The organism is Faecalimonas canis, assembly GCF_054601575.1.
In genome coordinates this window covers 25,917-41,988 of the sequence record NZ_BAAHSI010000022.1, presented here as the reverse complement: position 1 = coordinate 41,988, position 16,072 = coordinate 25,917, and the positions used below count along the sequence as shown (strand labels likewise).

Sequence of the window (16,072 nt, the reverse complement as noted above, 5' to 3'; positions counted from 1 at the left end):
TCCTTCTTTATTTTAAATTTCCTGTGATTGTGGCTCTAATTGATCTAAGTCTTCCCAATTTAAGATGACTTTTCCTGACTGTCCTGAAATCATTGCGTCAAAACCTGCTTTGTAATCTTTGATATTCATTCTGTGTGTAATAATATCAGAAATGTCAAGTCCTGCCTGAAGCATCGTTGTCATCTTATACCATGTATCCCACACTTTACGTCCGTAAATACCTCGGATATTTAAACCGTTCCAAATAACTGTTTCCCAATTAATCTGTGCATCCGGTCTTTGTAAACCAAGAACAGCAATTTTACCTCCATGTTTCATATTATCAATCATATCACGAAATCCGGCAGCCGCTCCTGACATTTCCATACCAACATCAAAACCTTCTGTCATTCCGATTTCTTTCATCACATCCGTTAACTTTTCATTTGCAAGATTAACCGTTCTTGTTGCTCCCAACTTCTTAGCAAGATCCAAACGATATTGATTGAAGTCTGTAATGACAACGTGTCTTGCTCCGGCAAATTTTGCGATTGCCGCTGCCATAATACCAATCGGACCCGCACCTGTAATCAATACGTCTTCTCCCAACACCTCATAGGAAAGCGCTGTATGTGTCGCATTTCCAAATGGGTCAAAAATTGCATACATTTCTTCCGGAATTGCCGGATTTGTCGGCCATACATTTTCCGCCGGAATAACAAGGTATTCTGCAAATGCCCCGTCACGATTTACGCCTACACCTTTTGCATCTTTACAGTTCTCTTTGTGTCCTTCCAAACAGTTACGGCATTTTCCACATACGATGTGACCTTCGCCCGATACGATGTCACCGATTTTGTATCCTTTAACACCGCTTCCCATTTCCACGATTTCACCTACATATTCGTGTCCTGCTGTCTGTCCGATCGCGATTGTATGCTGTGCCCATTCATTCCACTGATAAATATGTACGTCTGTTCCGCAGATTGCTGTTTTGTGAATTTTAATCTTCACGTCATTTGTGCTTACTTCAGGAATCGGAACTCTTTTCAGAGCAAGTCCCGGCGCCGCTTCTTCTTTTACCAATGCCCACATTTTGTTATCATTCATTGCTTTTTTCTCCTATTCTTTCAGGTAACTTTCCCGTTTCTTTAAGAACATCATAGCGTATTTTTTCTAAAATTTCAAGCAATTTCTATCCGTTGCAGACGAACATTTTTCCAAAACCGTTCTTGTTTCGCGGACATAATCAAATGTATTTGTAGGACAGACAAAAAGAAAGTAACCCATGTTAAGAGTTACTTTCTTTACAAATAATTAGTTGTGTTTTAAACGTCTGCGCGCCACCAATGTAACCATACTGAGCACACAAATTCCCATCCAGAGCATCATGTCTGAAGTGTCTGCCGTTTTAGGCGCACTTCCATTTACATTTTTCACTTTTTTAACGCCTGCCATAAATGTTCCCAATGTGTTTGTTTTCACTGACACACTGTTCTCTTTGACAGTTGTCTCATAAGATACTATTGAGTTGTCCCCACACAATTGTTTTACAATTACACTTCTTCCGTTATAAACTGCATCAACAGGAATTTTCACTGTGATTTCTCCCACATATCCTCCTTCATACGAAATTGTATATGGAACAAAAGGATTTTCAAGTTTATCCCACAATGATACAAATTCTTTTTGCAGAACAGATTCTGCTTCTTTATCCGCTTTCTCTACATGGAGTTCAAAGTCTTCCATGAATTTTCCGCTGACTGTTATTTTGCTCTTTTCATCAACTAAAGTGATTACTTTTGCATTGGATTCCAATTCTTTCCATTTTGCTTCCGCATCTGACAACACACTGTAATTATCTACTTTTTCCTGTGCCATTTTTTCTAATTTGTCATAAGAAACTCTTGCAAATAAAATCGCATCTCTTGATTTTGAAGTAAAACGAACTTCTCCTATATTGGAAATTTGCTTTTCCACATACTCTGCCGCTTTATCCATATTTTCTTGGGTTATCAATTCCGCATCTGTTTTTACGGCGTCCATTTTTTCTTTTGTCGCTTTTATGACCTTGTCTATACCGTCTTTATCCGTCGCTTTTTCTATCTGCGTTTTTCCTTCACGGATAATTGTTTTTAATTCTTCCTGCTGTTCCTGTCTGTATTCTGTTAAATTTTTGTAGTTGTCTAAAAGATTCTTTGCATTTTCTTTTTCTTCGACCAACAATAATTTGGCATATTTTTCTTCTGCTGCTTTGAGGATTTCTTCCTGTTCCACTTTTGCTTTCTGCTCAGGAGTCAATTTTTCAAATGCTTCCCTTGCTTGCTGAATCTGTTTTCCACTGTCAATTGTAACTTCCCCGATTTTTTCAATCAAATGGTCTACCGCCTTTGCAGCAGCCTTGTCTGCTTCTTCTTTATCGGCCTCTCCTTTTAAACGGTCATATTCTTTTTCTGCCTCTTCTAATATGTTTAACTTCGTTACTCTCTCTTTTTGTTCAGCAGTCAAAACTTTGTAAGCACCTCTGGCAATATCAATTTTAGCCTTGCTTTCCAAAGTAACCGTTCCGATTGCATCAATTAAATCGTCTACTTCTTTTGCCTTATCCGTAATCGTAACATGACATTTGTCCGTTATGCTCGCTCCATCATCAGATATAACCGTAATTTCTGCATTTCCTGCCTTTTTCGGTGTTACGAGACCTATTTCGTTTACAGTTGCTGTCTCTTCATCAGATGAGTACCATTTAACCGTCTGAATCGTTGCATTTTCCGGCATGATTTTTGCATTCAACTGTAATTTCTCTGTCATATCCAGTTCTGCTTCCTGTTTATCAAGCTCAATTCCGGTTACTTTTACAGGAACTTCTAAAGTCAAATTATAACTTGTTGTTTTCTTTCCGTTTTCAGACAACACGTCGATTCTAATCTTAGCCGTTTTTGTCTGATCTTTCTTATACACATTCCATCTGTCATGCCCCTGAGTCGAAGTATTCCCATTTGATGTTGTTATTCTGTCTACATTTTCTACAGGAGTTACGGTTATTTTTGAGTTTACATCTGTCGGTTTTAACCACACTCTCCAAAAACTTTCCTGTCTTGTTGTATCCACTTTATAATCCGTTACTTCTGATGTAAATTCAGGTGTCATCTGCAAAAATCCGGTGAAGGAGTTTGAATTTCCTACCCTCATACTCTCAAGAGTGGAGATTGCCTTTACCCTCGCAAAGTTTAATGTATATGTTCTTTTATATGTTTTTTCTCCTTGTGTTTTGCTGACTTCAATCTGTACTTTTGTGTCACCTTCTTCAAGTGTCACTTCATTTTTACCGGTATATGCGCTGCCGTTGATTGTAGCAGTCATTCCCTGATTCATTTCCAATGTGATATTTGCCGTTTTCATTGTATCAGGAATTTTTAACTCATACTCCGCATTTGCCGAATCGAATGCTTTATTCCATGAAATGCTTTCGTTTTCTCCGCCTTTTACCGTTACATTGTTTAAGTATGCCGGATTGTTTTCTACTGCCATTAAATAGCAGCTGTCATTCTTATAATATAATGTTCCGTCTCTGTCCGCACAAAGAGTACTGATACAATACTGCTGCTGTTCCTTTTGCGGCACAAATAATTCCCCGTACTGTTCAGGCTTTGCTTCTGTCTGATCCTTTGTATCGTAACAGTAATAGATTCCTCCCGGCATTGCATTGTATGTGAAATACAAATATACTCTACCGTCTGCCTCTCCGTCTCCGTTAAAATCTTTGTCTGCATATGCCGTTGATGCTAACGCTGCCGCCTGCGGATATCCGGCAATCGGAAGATTATACATAATAGAATCCTGTGTAAGCGGACCTTTGTTATCAATAATACGGAATCCGTGCCCTGCATCAGGATCAAACTGTCCTCCCGCACCCGAAACTCCCATATAAATCTTATTTCCATATACTAACGGCGCTGCTGTCGCCATTAATTTTTCATTTGTTACCGCTCCTATGTCAATCGAACTTGTCTCACTCAGTTTCCCTTTGTTGTCTACTTTTGTCTTGTAAAGAACTCCACCTTTTGTGGCAAAATACAAATATCCATTGTCGTACACTGTCGTTGTACGGATATCCCCCTTAATTCCGGAAATGGAGTCAATGATTTTTCCTGTACGTGAGTCTAATGTATAGAATATGGCATTTGCTGTATAGTCACCCTCATTAGAACCGTCATCTGAACCTACCGCTATATAATTTTCTGTAGCATATGCACCGGCCCAGTAAAAACCTCTTTTGTTCTTTACCTGCGTATCATCTGTTGACGGAGTAAACTGCCATGTTAATTTTTTTTCTTTTCCTCCACCTTTTGTCACCCCCTCTACTTCCGTTGTTCCCTCGTCATCTGTTGTCATACAGATATAACTTCCATCTCGTTTTTCACTGTTCCATGTACCGCTATAGATGTAACCTTTCCCATCAATCTTCGCATAACTGATCGGAGAAACCGTCTGTCCACCTATTTTCTCGCTATACCACACACATTTTAATGTCTTATAGTCAACAGCCTGGATTGCACCGTTTCCAACCTGTACAAACAATTTTCCGTCCGCATATGTGAGAGGGTTCATCGCATACCCGACATTTCCAATCATTTCATCACTTCTGCGAATTTCTTCACCTGTCTCTTTGTCGATTTCAAGAATCTGGTTTGCAACACCGATATATAATTTTCCATTTAAAATCAGAGGCGGAGTGGGTGCTGCCGACCAGCCTGTTCCATACTTTTCTGCCCACTTTTGTACTGTTTGCTCTGCTTCAATCGGGGTAGGTCTGTCTGTCACCCCGTTATTTTCCGGATTATTTCGGAAATTGTACCATTCTGTATCTACATTCTCACGAACCGTCTCCTTGGCAAACACATTTGCCGGAAACATTGTTATCATTAAAGACACCGCAAGAATTGTTGCTGCCATTTGTTTTAACTTCTTCATCTTTCTTCTTCCTTTCCTTTCGCACTGCATTACATGTTTCAATCTTCTTTTTTGTATCACCCCTTTCAATATCACCAGTTTCCTGAAAACCATGTTCCATTATATTCTGCTCCATTGTTCAGCGTAAATAGAAGTTCTACCTCCGAACCGTCTTCCGCCGGTATTGTTGATAACCCATCCGGAAAATATCCATCTAACCTGTAAAGCCACCCCGACCAGTAATAAAAATCTTTCTCCCCAAGGGAATCCGTTTCGTATCCAACCCATGAACAGTTTTCTTCTTCCAGTTTCTGTAAAATCGGTGCGGGAATTTTATATCCATTTGTGATGCTCGGTTTATATATTCTCTGCAAATAGAATCCATAGTCAAATGTTCCCGTATACCTATATTTTATTCCCGCTTTCTTAAACGCACGGTCCACTACATAAGGAAGGTTCTCTCCCTCATAAAACACAACCGTTTCGTCAAAAATTGTTCCCAATCCAACTACGTCCGCCTGCAATTTAACGCGCATTGTTCCTCCCTCTATCTGCGCATCCTCTTTTTTGACTGTGACGTGATAATTTTTAATGGCTGTATTCCCCTCTTTATCTATTGCCATAACGGAAATCTCATTATTTCCATCTTGCAACTCCTGAGAAGTTCTGTAACTTATCACATTATGCTGCGTTCCCGAACTATACAACTTCCTGCCGTTTACCTTTACCGTTACATAAAAAGAACTTAACGGTTCTTTTTTATATGTGGTTGCCTGCACCGTGAATCCCAGAAAACCTCCGCTTACCACCTGCCCTTCCGTCAGGTTGCATATAATCTCAGGAAGTTTGGATCCTTCCTCATCTCCTCCTGTATTCTCACCACTTTCACCTTCGCCGTTTCCCGCTTCGTTTCCTCCGCCCATTTCATGTTTTCCTTGTCCTTCTTCTGTCTTGTTTCCGTCGCCAATGGAATTTTTATCTCCTGTATGTGCCTGTGAAGAATTTTCTGAAAGAATCGATGATGTCTTCTTTTTACCGGATTCTGTTTCACTTTTTATCTCCTCTATCGGTTCGGCAGGCTGTTGTTCTATTTTTTCTTTCCATTTTGCCTGTTCACGCTTATACTCTTCTTCCTGCTTATAATTCAAAGTATAATTTTTTCCTGTTACTGCTATACGTGAAGATTCCTTATTCTCTGTCTCCAATGGATTTTTTCCGTGTATCTGCTCCTGAACTGATAAAAATATTCCCGAGAGAAAAATAACCCCCAGTATTACTGCGACACCTAAAAGAGACAGCCTATATTTCCTCCAAAAGTATCGCAAACTATTTTCCCCCCTCATAAAGCCCTCCTTTCTCTACTTTTTTCATACTGCACAGAGCCAGTAACGCTCTCTCTGTAGCCATTTCATTTGCTTTTTCCCCGTCTTCCGTATGAAGAAACGCCCCGTTTTCCGCCTGATAATTCATTAAACTTTCTCCGAGACTTCCTTCATTTTTTACGAATCGTTTGTCGGAAAATACGTCTACTCCCAATTGTGTCAATGCAATGACAGCCTCGGAAGTCGACTCACAGTTTCCCATTGTTCCGTTATCCTGCTGCATATCCGATAAATATTTTATGCCGTCTTCCGTCACCTTCTTTACCGATTCATCGTTCTGATAAAAAGATAATCCCAAAAGCCCCATTGAAATATAATCTGTATATGTATCTTTCACTTCAGATAACATGGCTTCCATTTCCTTTACAAGAAATTCCACATATGCCTGTTCATGTTCCAGAGAAATACCGCTCTCATTTGCCGCCACAAGTGTGTATGCAACCGCATTCACCCCCTGCTGTGTCAATTCCTTATACTCTTCCAACGGTTTTGTCATATCGTACCCTTCCACATTGGTCGGATCTTTACCTATCGCGTTTAAGGCAATAATCACTCTGGCATAATCCGAATAATATTCCTCGTGAATTGCGCCCTTTTTCGACTTAACTTTCGCTCTCACCGTATCGTAATATACTTCAAAATAACTGTCGTCCGGTTCGATACCACTTTCTGCAATTCCTTTTACCGCCCATTCTCCGCCTATTGACGATACTTGCGGATTTGGAACATTTTCTTTCACATATTCAGCAGTCTTTCTGGTCTGCTCATCTATATTATCTGCCAGATTTTTTGCCCCGCAGCCGCACAATAGCATGGCTGCCGCAAGCACGCCGACCAGCATTCCTTTTATTTTTCTTTTCATTTTTCTTTTTCTCCTTTGCCGCACTTTTCAGCGCCATTAACATTTCTTTGCGTTCTTTGTCACTCAACTCTTCCTGACTGTAAGCGGCCTTATTCCCCAACGCTCTAACGCCCTCTTTTATCGGATACTTTTGCTCTTCCATGTACGAATACATTGCACTTATCGCCTGTTTCGGCGCCGCCTTATTAAAAAGTTTCCGCCTGTTCAAGAATTTCTTAAAACAGATAACATATTTCCAAAACAGCCTGATCACTATTGCCAGAAGAATCAGACCGATAATCCCACAGATAATAATTATTACAGGAAAAGTAATGTGCTTATTATCGTCACCTGACATCTCCGTTTCCTGCACCTTATTATTTGCTCCCCCCTCATTATCAAATGGTCGCAATAATGTATTATTGGATATACCGACTTCCATATCTGCTTCTTCCATAATTTTTCGATAAGGGGGCGATACTTCTATCGGAACAAATCCCGTTCCGTCAACATATATTTCCACCCATGCGTGTGCATTTGTTTTTGGAATGATTTCCGGCTTTCCGCTTTCCATTTTTTTTGCATCTTTCGGCGTGATTAAATATCCTTCCACATATCTTGCAGGAATCCCATAATAGCGAAACATAAGTGTTGCAGCGGTGGCAAACTGCATATCATATCCCTTTTTAGATGCAAGAAATTCCTCCAGCATACTTTGATTTTGCTCCACCTTTCCCCCCAGATTTTCCGTATATATAAAATTATCCTCCAGATACTTTTGAATTCCCGCAATAGCCGGTTTGTAATCAATATGCCCACGGGACTGATCTACCGCTTTACCGATATACCGGTTCAAAATACTTTTTTCTTTTTTAGAGAGATATGTAAAGTTTTGATATACATATGTATTATAATTACTCTCTTTCCGTAAATAATCTTTTACCTGTTCCGCATCCGCCCTCAAAAACACTTTTGACGCCGTATCCGTCCATGTTTTTACGGCATTGTTACCCGTGTTATAACTATACTTTTTTAGCCTGTTTAAACCCGACGGTGTGATAAAACTGCCACCCCATGCTTTTCCTTCGGAAATTTTCCCTTTCATCTCATAAGGGATATAGGCATAACGACTGTCGGCTTCTTTAACCTGAATGGTAACCTGATTCTCTCCTTCTGATTTTTCTTCATGAAACAATTCCTCTGCCTGTCCCAACTGTCCAAACGTTTGAAATCCTTCCTTTCTTAACCAGTAAAATAAATCTTTTTCTTTATAGTAATTGTAGTTTGGCAACGTCTCCCACCGGTTATTCTGATAACTTTCCCCGACAAAACCTCTGAGGTATATTGACTGAGGGGTTGTCATCGTAATTTCAAGTGCGTCTCCTTCAACTTTCTCCCGTTTTCTCTGTTTCAAATCACCATTTTTTAACGGGTTAGAGCCATAGTATTTCTCTTTCGCCTTCATTTTTACCACATTCTGTATTTTATAAATTGTTTCTGATTTGGCATTTATCTTTCTGCCCAGTGGTGAAGAAAATACGGCTGCGCACAAGATTGCCGTCAAAATAAAGAGGCATAACTTATTACATAAGCCATTTCTGTCACGGGCATACAGTATTCCGGCAATTATGGAGACAGCAAAAAGCATTACTGTTCCCATGGAAATTTGCAAATTTGTCGCTCCGCTTAAAATAACAGTTAAAAGAAAAGGCAAAAAGATTGCCCAACTGTTTTTACTGTGTACAAAAAAGAAATACAGAATGACGAAAAGAATTAGCACCGCAATTAAAAATAATGTATTTCCCTCTCCCGCTCCAGCAAACTTAGGAAGCAGAATATACTTTTCATTCCCCAACACATCTGCAATACGGTTCCATGTATACACTAACCCGCTTCTCATTCCACCTAAATATGAGCCCGAAAAACATAACGTAAACTGAAACATATCCCGAAAACACAAAAAATTGGAGATACCTAAAAATAGCGAAAGCAAAATTTCCTTTATAATATCTTTTTTTCTAACTAAATTCTCTCGTTCGATAAATTTCAACGTTTCCATAATTCATTAATTTCTCCGTCTCTCTCTCTGCTGTGTCACTCTCTGTCACATACAGATAGTTACTGTATTCCTTCCATGCGTCCGACTCTATAAACCTATCCACCGTGCTTATTTCATCTTTACAATGTGGACAGGAAAGAAGTTCCCCAATAATCACATAGATGTCCTCCGTGGATTGAATGCGATATTGTTCAAATTTTTCTAGTTCATAATTGTACCAGCCAATGGAATGCTGTATACCATTTTTTATAATTGTATTTGACAGCGACAAAAACATTTCTGTCAGTTTATCTTTCTTGTCCGCCGAAATTTCTTCTCTCTCTCTTTTGTCAAGCAGTATCATTACACTGTTTTCTACCGGAAGGCTCGCCTCCCGTACGATGAGATTTTCCATTTTTCCGGTCAGTTTCCAATGAATGGATTTCAGGCTGTCCCCTTCTTTATACTCTCTTATCCCGAAAGTCTCACTTGTATCTTCCCCGCTTTTTAAAGAGGAATATTTATAACTTTCCATATCATATTGATTCAACTGTTCGCTTGTAAAATCAACTTCCGTCAATTTGGGGAAAACGTAATATCTGTTTTCCATATGGAAATTTCTCTCTTTGGTAAATATGCCAAACGGATCTGAAATTTTCATTTTCTCTACAGTCACTTCAATGCAGCCACAGAAATGCGCTTCTAAATAGAAGTGCGCCTTTTTGCTCTGTAACGACAGAAGAGACATTGTTTTTTTGACTTCCATCTGTTCACCCGTCAACTTGTTTTTCACCCGCAAAAGTATCTTTCCGTTCCAGATTGGAATCTTACTGATATTTTTCATATGCAGAGTAACTTCCAGCTGACTTTCTTTTTCACATTGCTTTTCTCCATCAAAATGCAAATCTGTTTTTTTTCCCGATATTCTGGATACGATAAATCCTACAATTCCATAAACACATATTCCCGTCAAAAACAGCGGTGCATATGAAATCTCCGTAAAAAAGTAAAGTACCATTCCAGCAAGAAACAAAAGGCCGAATACTATTTTTTCTTTTTTCAATACCATCACTCTTCCTACAACTTTGGTGCCTTATTTTCATCTAAAATCTGCTGAAGTATACTGTCTGTATCCATAGAAGTTAAATTCGCCTTCGGCTTAAGAATAAGACGGTGTCTGCATACATCTAAAAAGCACTCGCTTACATCTTCTGGTGTCACATAATTTCTACCTGAAATATATGCTCTCGCTTTGGCTATACCACACAGCGCCAAAGCTCCTCGCGGACTTATTCCGAGTCTGACATAATCATGTTTTCTTGTTGCTTCCACAAGTATTGTAACGTACTCATATATTTTATCGTCCACATAAATCTCTTTTGCTTCCTTCTTCATCTCAATCACTTCTTCAATTGAGAGAATTTCTTTCATGGCATCAATAGGATCTTCTTTTTCCCTGTTCTTTAAAATTTCTATCTGTGCGTCAAATTCCGGATATCCCATAGATAACTTTATCATAAAACGGTCAAGTTGGGCTTCCGGCAGCATCTGTGTTCCCACAGTACCTATAGGATTCTGCGTAGCCATAACAATAAACGGCTGAGGAATCTGGTGTGTCTCCCCGTCCACCGTCACTTTCGCTTCCTGCATAACTTCCAAAAGCGCCGACTGGGTTTTACTTGACGTACGGTTAATTTCATCTGCGAGAAAGAAATTGCACATTACGGCGCCTTCCCGATATGTAAAACTATTTTTTTGCTTGTCATATATCATAAACCCCGTAATGTCTGAAGGAACAACGTCCGGAGTAAACTGTATACGCCTAAACTGCAAGCCCATCGCTTTGCTGAAGGCTAATGCAAGTGTTGTTTTTCCCACACCTGGAATATCCTCCAAAAGAATATGTCCTCCCGCTATGATCGCCATCAGAACTTTCTCAACTACTTCCTCCTTTCCTACAATTACTTTTCCAATTTCTTTTTTTAATTCCAAAATTTTTTCTTTCATTCTTTTTCCTTTCCCCTGCCTTACTTATAATCGCAGACATATTCCCACACGATTTTTTCTCCGCCTTTTAATTTATACTGTGAACAACCATAGTTTGTATTTTTTTCATCAACACGGTATATCCAGCCACTTCTCTTTCCCGCATCAAATTCATATAAATACTGTATTCCTTCCACATAATATGAATCATATCCAGTTGTATAACTGTATTCTATCTGAATGTCTTTCTCCTTACACACTCTATTTAAAACGTCAAAAACTGTTTTCCCTGTTTCTATGGTACACTTTGTCTCTTCCAATATGATTCCGTTTTCCGGTATATACTTCCACAATTCAGGTTTTGCCATTTTTTCCGGATTGTCAATTAGTTCATCACAGCGAATTTCCAAAGTAACCTCACTTTTCTTTTTTTCTTTTCCATTTTCCATTTTGAAAGAAAATAGAGTTGTCAGTACAATAAGCAAAATTACAATACATACTGAAATCTTTCGTTTTCTTTTATTTCGTATCAGTTTTTCAAAATCTTTGTCCACATTTCCACCCTCAATTTTTTCTATTTATAAATTCCGTATTTAATCTTTATTCGTTCCAATTTCCGAATAATATTCCCACCAATGAAATATACGCAAACCGCAGCGGTCAACGCATGAAAAAAGTCATACGGCACACCGGTAACATACAGTATACGCAGTCCCTCAAGACTGATTCCTTTCCCCGAAGCACCGTTCGCAGATAATAATGCACTGCTGAGATTCATAATTCCACCATACACAATAAACGTTGTGAAAAATGTAAATAGTGAAAGCGTAATATTATCTGCCGGAAGCCGTTTTTTTTGAACAGCCACCCCTAAAATCAATCCGATGGCCCCAAACAAATAAAATCTCCATCCGACAGTACTGTCCTGTCCGGGATAAATCAAAAAACTAAGATACGCCAGCAAAAGCGAAAACAATATCATCAGCACGGGTCCTGAAATCATTTTAAAATTTCTTGATTTTAATGTTTCTGTATTGCCACAGTTAAACGCAAACCCTGCCAAAAATCCGAGTATCCCCCAGCAAAACATCTGCCACGGAGTCCATGGTCCCTGCCCCATATAAAAGTTACACACCAATCTGCTTAATGCCCCGATGAAAAAACCTGCCTCCGATCCGAGAGAAATACCGCTAATGATAATCAACGCTGTCCCTATCTGTATTGGAAATACAATATGAAAAAACAAGTGCGATGCTACAACAAGAGCGCTCATCATGGCAAGCAGAACAATTTCCCTGGCTTTTGGCTTTCTCGATTCAAAAACCATGAAAAACGGTGCTATTGTCATCGCAAGAACAATCAAACTAAGCAGCATATACCACTCTCTCGGCAAAAACTTTATCCCTACTATAAGAGCGATCGGAATACCTATTAATATCAGTTCCGCAGCCACATGAAGTCTCTGTTTTGCCGCTTTTTCCTGCTGTGTTAATTGACGTTTTTCTGAAGCCATTCCTGAACCTCCTCACAAGTAATCAATTCATTACACCATTTTCTCGCTATCCTGTTTGCCGTTGTCGTATAGAAACTGTTTCCTGCAAAAAACTTTCTCGTACAGTCTTCCGATACAATTTCACCATCAAAAAACATAGCGCAGTAGTCTGTATACGATGCGCAGAATTCCACATCGTGACTCACCATAAAAATAGTCATTCCGTTTCTCTGCAAATCTTTTAAAATCTTTGCCAATGCTCTTTTAAAAAATGGATCAAGACTTTTTGTCGGTTCATCTAGAAGAAGAATTGTCGGCTCCAACAGTAAAATTTTTCCGAGCGCCAGCCTCTGCTGCTCACCTCCCGATAAATCATATGGATTTGTCTTTCGTAAATGTGTTATCTCCATTTTATCCAACATCATTTCTACTTTTTCAATTTTTTCCCGGTCTTCGATGTCCATAAATGCCACACCCTCAAATAATTCTTCCTCCACTGTAATCTCCGTAAAGACTGCCTGCGGATTCTGTGGTAACATCACAACTTTCTCAGAGCATTTTTTTCCTGTCTGTGTACCATTGATAAAAACTTTCCCTTTCTGCTGTTTTAAAATGCCGCAGATTACTTTGAGCATTGTGCTTTTGCCACTTCCGTTTCCTCCCAAAACACAAGACCACCGTCCTTTCTCCACGGAAAAAGATACACCCTTCAATACATCGTGATGCCCTTTTTCATAATGAAACCATACATTTTTCAGTTGTATGACTGTCTCCTTAGATTTTTCTATCGCATCAAAGGAACTTCCAACCACTTCTTTTCCTTTCAATAATTGTTCCATCTTTTTTCTTCCCTCACGAATTGTAAGCGGTGATTCTCCGATGCGGAAGTTTTGAAAAATCCTAACTACCGCTGGTAACCCGTAAAACATGGGGTGTGATTCGCCTGTTTCCCTACCAGAAAGATATTCTCCAATCCGCCCGGGAATGTCCATCGCAACTATTCTCCCCTTATCTAAAACCAGCACTCTGTCCGCTATTGGAAAGACTTCCTCTAACCGATGTTCCGACATAATAACCGTGACACCTAAATCCCGATTAATCTTATAAACCGTCTGCAAAAACTCCGATGCTGCAATGGGATCCAATTGTGCTGTAGGTTCATCTAAAATCAATACTTTTGGCTGCATTACCATGACGGACGCCAAATTTAACAACTGTTTCTGCCCTCCCGACAATGTATTTGTCTCCTTATGAAACCAGTTTTCTATGCCAAAATAATCCGCCATTTCTGCCACGCGGCGCTTAATAGTCTGATTGTCGTATCCAAGACTCTCCAAACCAAATGCCAGTTCATGCCAAACCTTATCCGTAACAATCTGGTTATCAGGATTTTGCTGTACATACCCTATCTCAGATACACTCTTCCGTTCTTCCAATTCTTTTATGGAAGTTCCATCATATAAAATTTCACCCTTTAATTCACCATACGGCATCATATTTTTTTTCATTTGCCTGAGCAGTGTACTTTTCCCACAGCCCGACTTTCCGCAAATCACAATAAATTGTGATTCCTCTATTTCCAAAGTAACGTCTTTAAGCGCTGCCTGCTCTGCAAGCGGATATGTAAATGTTACCTGTTCAAACTTTATCTTTCCCATTTATGTCCTCCAATATATTCAATTACCGATGGCATAAACACTAATATACCAAAGGAACTTATGCAGATTATATCTTTCCATGCCATCGCCGGCACGAGCAGTTTCGGATAATACTGCATTGTTGTCCGGCCGGAAATACAGCCCGCCACAGTAATTACACCACACATTCCGACAATGATAAGCAGTATCACATCTTGAACAGTGATTTTAAACAAATGGAAACTACTTCTTCCCGGCAGTCCATACCCTCTGGCAGCCATAGAATCCGCACTTTCAATGGAAGCCTCCAGCGACCATGCAATCAAAATAGAAAGTTCTTTCAACAACTGTCTTATTTTCCGGATTACTCCCGTCTGTACATTTCTTCCCATACATGCCTGCCCCATCTGTATTTCCTTAAATCTGCATCGCAAAAGCGGAACAAACCGAAATATCATTGACACCATTAATCCAAATACCGGAACTATTCTTCCAAATAAATAAATCAATTTTTCTTCAGACATAATCACATGAAAACAGTCAAACAGAAGAATGACGGAAGACAACATTACCGATGATGCAATACCAAAAAATACAGCCTCCATCGTAATTCTGTTATGACGTATATAAAACAAAACCGTTTCTCCGTTATGGGTAAACATCGCATTTATCCCTGTCATAATGACAAGGGTAATAAATACTATAGAAATGTTTTGTTTCATTGCCTTTTTCCCCTTCAATATAAGAGAATATATAAATGCCCCCGACAGAGAAAGCAATAAAAAATATGGTGACATAGAAAATATAATAACCCCGATAACCACTGCAAAATAGATAGCATTCACAATCGGATGAAAATCACTAAATTTCATACCTTCCCCCTTTTCCCTATTAAAAGTCATTGCTCCACTGTGCATTCTCACATAAAAAAAGCAACCTGTCGGCTGCTTTTTAACACACAAAAACCAAGACTCTGTCTATGAAAGTCTACTTTAATTTCTATGTATCATCTTATCCTCACCGAAAGATTTCACAATATGTACCGGCAGGTCTCCTGACTTAGAACTAAACCCTACTTTCCTCCTTCCCATGCAGACCAATTGTCTCCACAGTGGCTTTATGGATTTCGTCATTCCTTACAGTAAAGTGAGCTGTTTCGGACTTACACCGAATTCCCTTTTAATACTTTTCATTACAAAAAGTAACCGCACAATGTTTGTATTATTCAATTATAAAATTTGCATTGATACATTAGTATATCATGCTTTTATAAACACAGCAATATATTTAGCCATTTACTTGCAATTCTATTTTCATCTGTTTTTCTTTGTACATAACCCCGCCAAATTCATATGCAACCGATTTCACAAAATGAAATCCTATTTTTTCATACATTTCACAGGCAACTACATTTTCCACTTCTACAGAAATATAAAGTTCGTGTATTTTCATTTCTTCTTTTATATACTTTAAAAATTGTTTAATCGCTTCTTTTCCCAAACCTTGCCCTTGATACTGCTCTCCAATCATAAATCGACTCATTGACCAGCCGGGAATTTCAGGGTCATAATCAAACAATACAAATCCTACCATAATATCATTTGAATAAATTGCACGAGTATATAAGCCTTCTTCAAACTTTGCTTCCACCAAAGATTGTACATTATCTGCAACAAAACCTTTTTGTTCTTCTTTTATTCTCAAGCCAATACATTCCATATAATTACTTCTGTCTATTTCTTTAAATGTAATCATTTTATCACC

Annotated in this window: 12 protein-coding genes and 1 riboswitch; all 12 genes read right to left on the bottom strand. The window is 38.9% G+C overall.

Going from position 1 to position 16,072, the window contains the following annotated elements; translation table 11 throughout:
* Positions 1-12: 12 nt before the first annotated feature.
* The 12 genes from tdh to ACYPXO_RS07030 all read right to left on the bottom strand — a co-directional run bounded on the left by tdh (position 13) and on the right by ACYPXO_RS07030 (position 16,063).
* Positions 13-1,089: an L-threonine 3-dehydrogenase gene (gene tdh / locus ACYPXO_RS07085; RefSeq protein WP_459639917.1), complete on the bottom strand. Its 1,077-nt coding sequence runs from the start codon at positions 1,087-1,089 to the stop codon at positions 13-15.
* 207 nt (positions 1,090-1,296) lie between these two features.
* Positions 1,297-4,953, bottom strand: a complete 3,657-nt coding sequence (locus ACYPXO_RS07080) for an Ig-like domain-containing protein (RefSeq protein WP_459639916.1) — start codon at positions 4,951-4,953, stop codon at positions 1,297-1,299.
* Positions 4,954-5,024: 71 nt separating this feature from the next.
* Positions 5,025-6,275 (bottom strand): hypothetical protein, encoded by a 1,251-nt coding sequence (locus ACYPXO_RS07075; protein ID WP_459639915.1) that lies wholly within the window; start codon positions 6,273-6,275, stop codon positions 5,025-5,027.
* Positions 6,259-7,176 carry a hypothetical protein gene (locus ACYPXO_RS07070; protein WP_459639914.1) on the bottom strand — a complete coding sequence of 306 codons (918 nt, stop codon included), beginning with the start codon at positions 7,174-7,176 and terminating at the stop codon, positions 6,259-6,261. Before ACYPXO_RS07070 ends, ACYPXO_RS07075 begins: the two co-directional genes overlap by 17 nt.
* Positions 7,088-9,214 carry a transglutaminase-like domain-containing protein gene (locus ACYPXO_RS07065; protein ID WP_459639913.1) on the bottom strand — a complete coding sequence of 709 codons (2,127 nt, stop codon included), beginning with the start codon at positions 9,212-9,214 and terminating at the stop codon, positions 7,088-7,090. Before ACYPXO_RS07065 ends, ACYPXO_RS07070 begins: the two co-directional genes overlap by 89 nt.
* Positions 9,174-10,262 (bottom strand): DUF58 domain-containing protein, encoded by a 1,089-nt coding sequence (locus ACYPXO_RS07060; protein ID WP_459639912.1) that lies wholly within the window; start codon positions 10,260-10,262, stop codon positions 9,174-9,176. Before ACYPXO_RS07060 ends, ACYPXO_RS07065 begins: the two co-directional genes overlap by 41 nt.
* Before the next feature lie 8 nt (positions 10,263-10,270).
* Positions 10,271-11,200, bottom strand: coding sequence for an AAA family ATPase (locus ACYPXO_RS07055; protein WP_459639911.1), 930 nt, complete (start codon positions 11,198-11,200; stop codon positions 10,271-10,273).
* A 20-nt stretch (positions 11,201-11,220) separates the two neighbouring features.
* On the bottom strand, positions 11,221-11,733 hold the full coding sequence (locus ACYPXO_RS07050) for a DUF4430 domain-containing protein (protein ID WP_459639910.1): 513 nt from the start codon (positions 11,731-11,733) through the stop codon (positions 11,221-11,223).
* A 20-nt stretch (positions 11,734-11,753) separates the two neighbouring features.
* Positions 11,754-12,692: an ECF transporter S component gene (locus tag ACYPXO_RS07045; protein ID WP_459639909.1), complete on the bottom strand. Its 939-nt coding sequence runs from the start codon at positions 12,690-12,692 to the stop codon at positions 11,754-11,756.
* The gene (locus tag ACYPXO_RS07040; RefSeq protein ID WP_459639908.1) at positions 12,668-14,329 is read right to left on the bottom strand and encodes an ABC transporter ATP-binding protein; all 1,662 of its coding nucleotides are present in this window, start codon (positions 14,327-14,329) and stop codon (positions 12,668-12,670) included. The genes ACYPXO_RS07045 and ACYPXO_RS07040 overlap by 25 nt, the downstream gene beginning before the upstream one ends.
* A complete protein-coding gene (locus ACYPXO_RS07035; protein ID WP_459639907.1) occupies positions 14,317-15,180 on the bottom strand; it encodes an energy-coupling factor transporter transmembrane component T in 864 nt (287 codons plus the stop codon). The genes ACYPXO_RS07040 and ACYPXO_RS07035 overlap by 13 nt, the downstream gene beginning before the upstream one ends.
* Before the next feature lie 155 nt (positions 15,181-15,335).
* A riboswitch (cobalamin riboswitch) is annotated at positions 15,336-15,533 on the bottom strand.
* 62 nt (positions 15,534-15,595) lie between these two features.
* Entirely contained in the window at positions 15,596-16,063 is a 468-nt protein-coding gene (locus ACYPXO_RS07030) for a GNAT family N-acetyltransferase (protein WP_459639906.1), read from the bottom strand.
* Positions 16,064-16,072: the final 9 nt, after the last annotated feature.

Bases quoted from the DNA above. Each gene is read 5' to 3' on its own strand.
- tdh (WP_459639917.1), bottom strand. From the start codon at position 1,089: ATGAATGATAACAAAATGTGGGCATTGGTAAAAGAAGAAGCGGCGCCG.
- ACYPXO_RS07080 (WP_459639916.1), bottom strand. From the start codon at position 4,953: ATGAAGAAGTTAAAACAAATGGCAGCAACAATTCTTGCGGTGTCTTTA.
- ACYPXO_RS07075 (WP_459639915.1), bottom strand. From the start codon at position 6,275: ATGAGGGGGGAAAATAGTTTGCGATACTTTTGGAGGAAATATAGGCTG.
- ACYPXO_RS07070 (WP_459639914.1), bottom strand. From the start codon at position 7,176: ATGAAAAGAAAAATAAAAGGAATGCTGGTCGGCGTGCTTGCGGCAGCC.
- ACYPXO_RS07065 (WP_459639913.1), bottom strand. From the start codon at position 9,214: ATGGAAACGTTGAAATTTATCGAACGAGAGAATTTAGTTAGAAAAAAA.
- ACYPXO_RS07060 (WP_459639912.1), bottom strand. From the start codon at position 10,262: ATGGTATTGAAAAAAGAAAAAATAGTATTCGGCCTTTTGTTTCTTGCT.
- ACYPXO_RS07055 (WP_459639911.1), bottom strand. From the start codon at position 11,200: ATGAAAGAAAAAATTTTGGAATTAAAAAAAGAAATTGGAAAAGTAATT.
- ACYPXO_RS07045 (WP_459639909.1), bottom strand. From the start codon at position 12,692: ATGGCTTCAGAAAAACGTCAATTAACACAGCAGGAAAAAGCGGCAAAA.
- ACYPXO_RS07040 (WP_459639908.1), bottom strand. From the start codon at position 14,329: ATGGGAAAGATAAAGTTTGAACAGGTAACATTTACATATCCGCTTGCA.
- ACYPXO_RS07035 (WP_459639907.1), bottom strand. From the start codon at position 15,180: ATGAAATTTAGTGATTTTCATCCGATTGTGAATGCTATCTATTTTGCA.
- ACYPXO_RS07030 (WP_459639906.1), bottom strand. From the start codon at position 16,063: ATGATTACATTTAAAGAAATAGACAGAAGTAATTATATGGAATGTATT.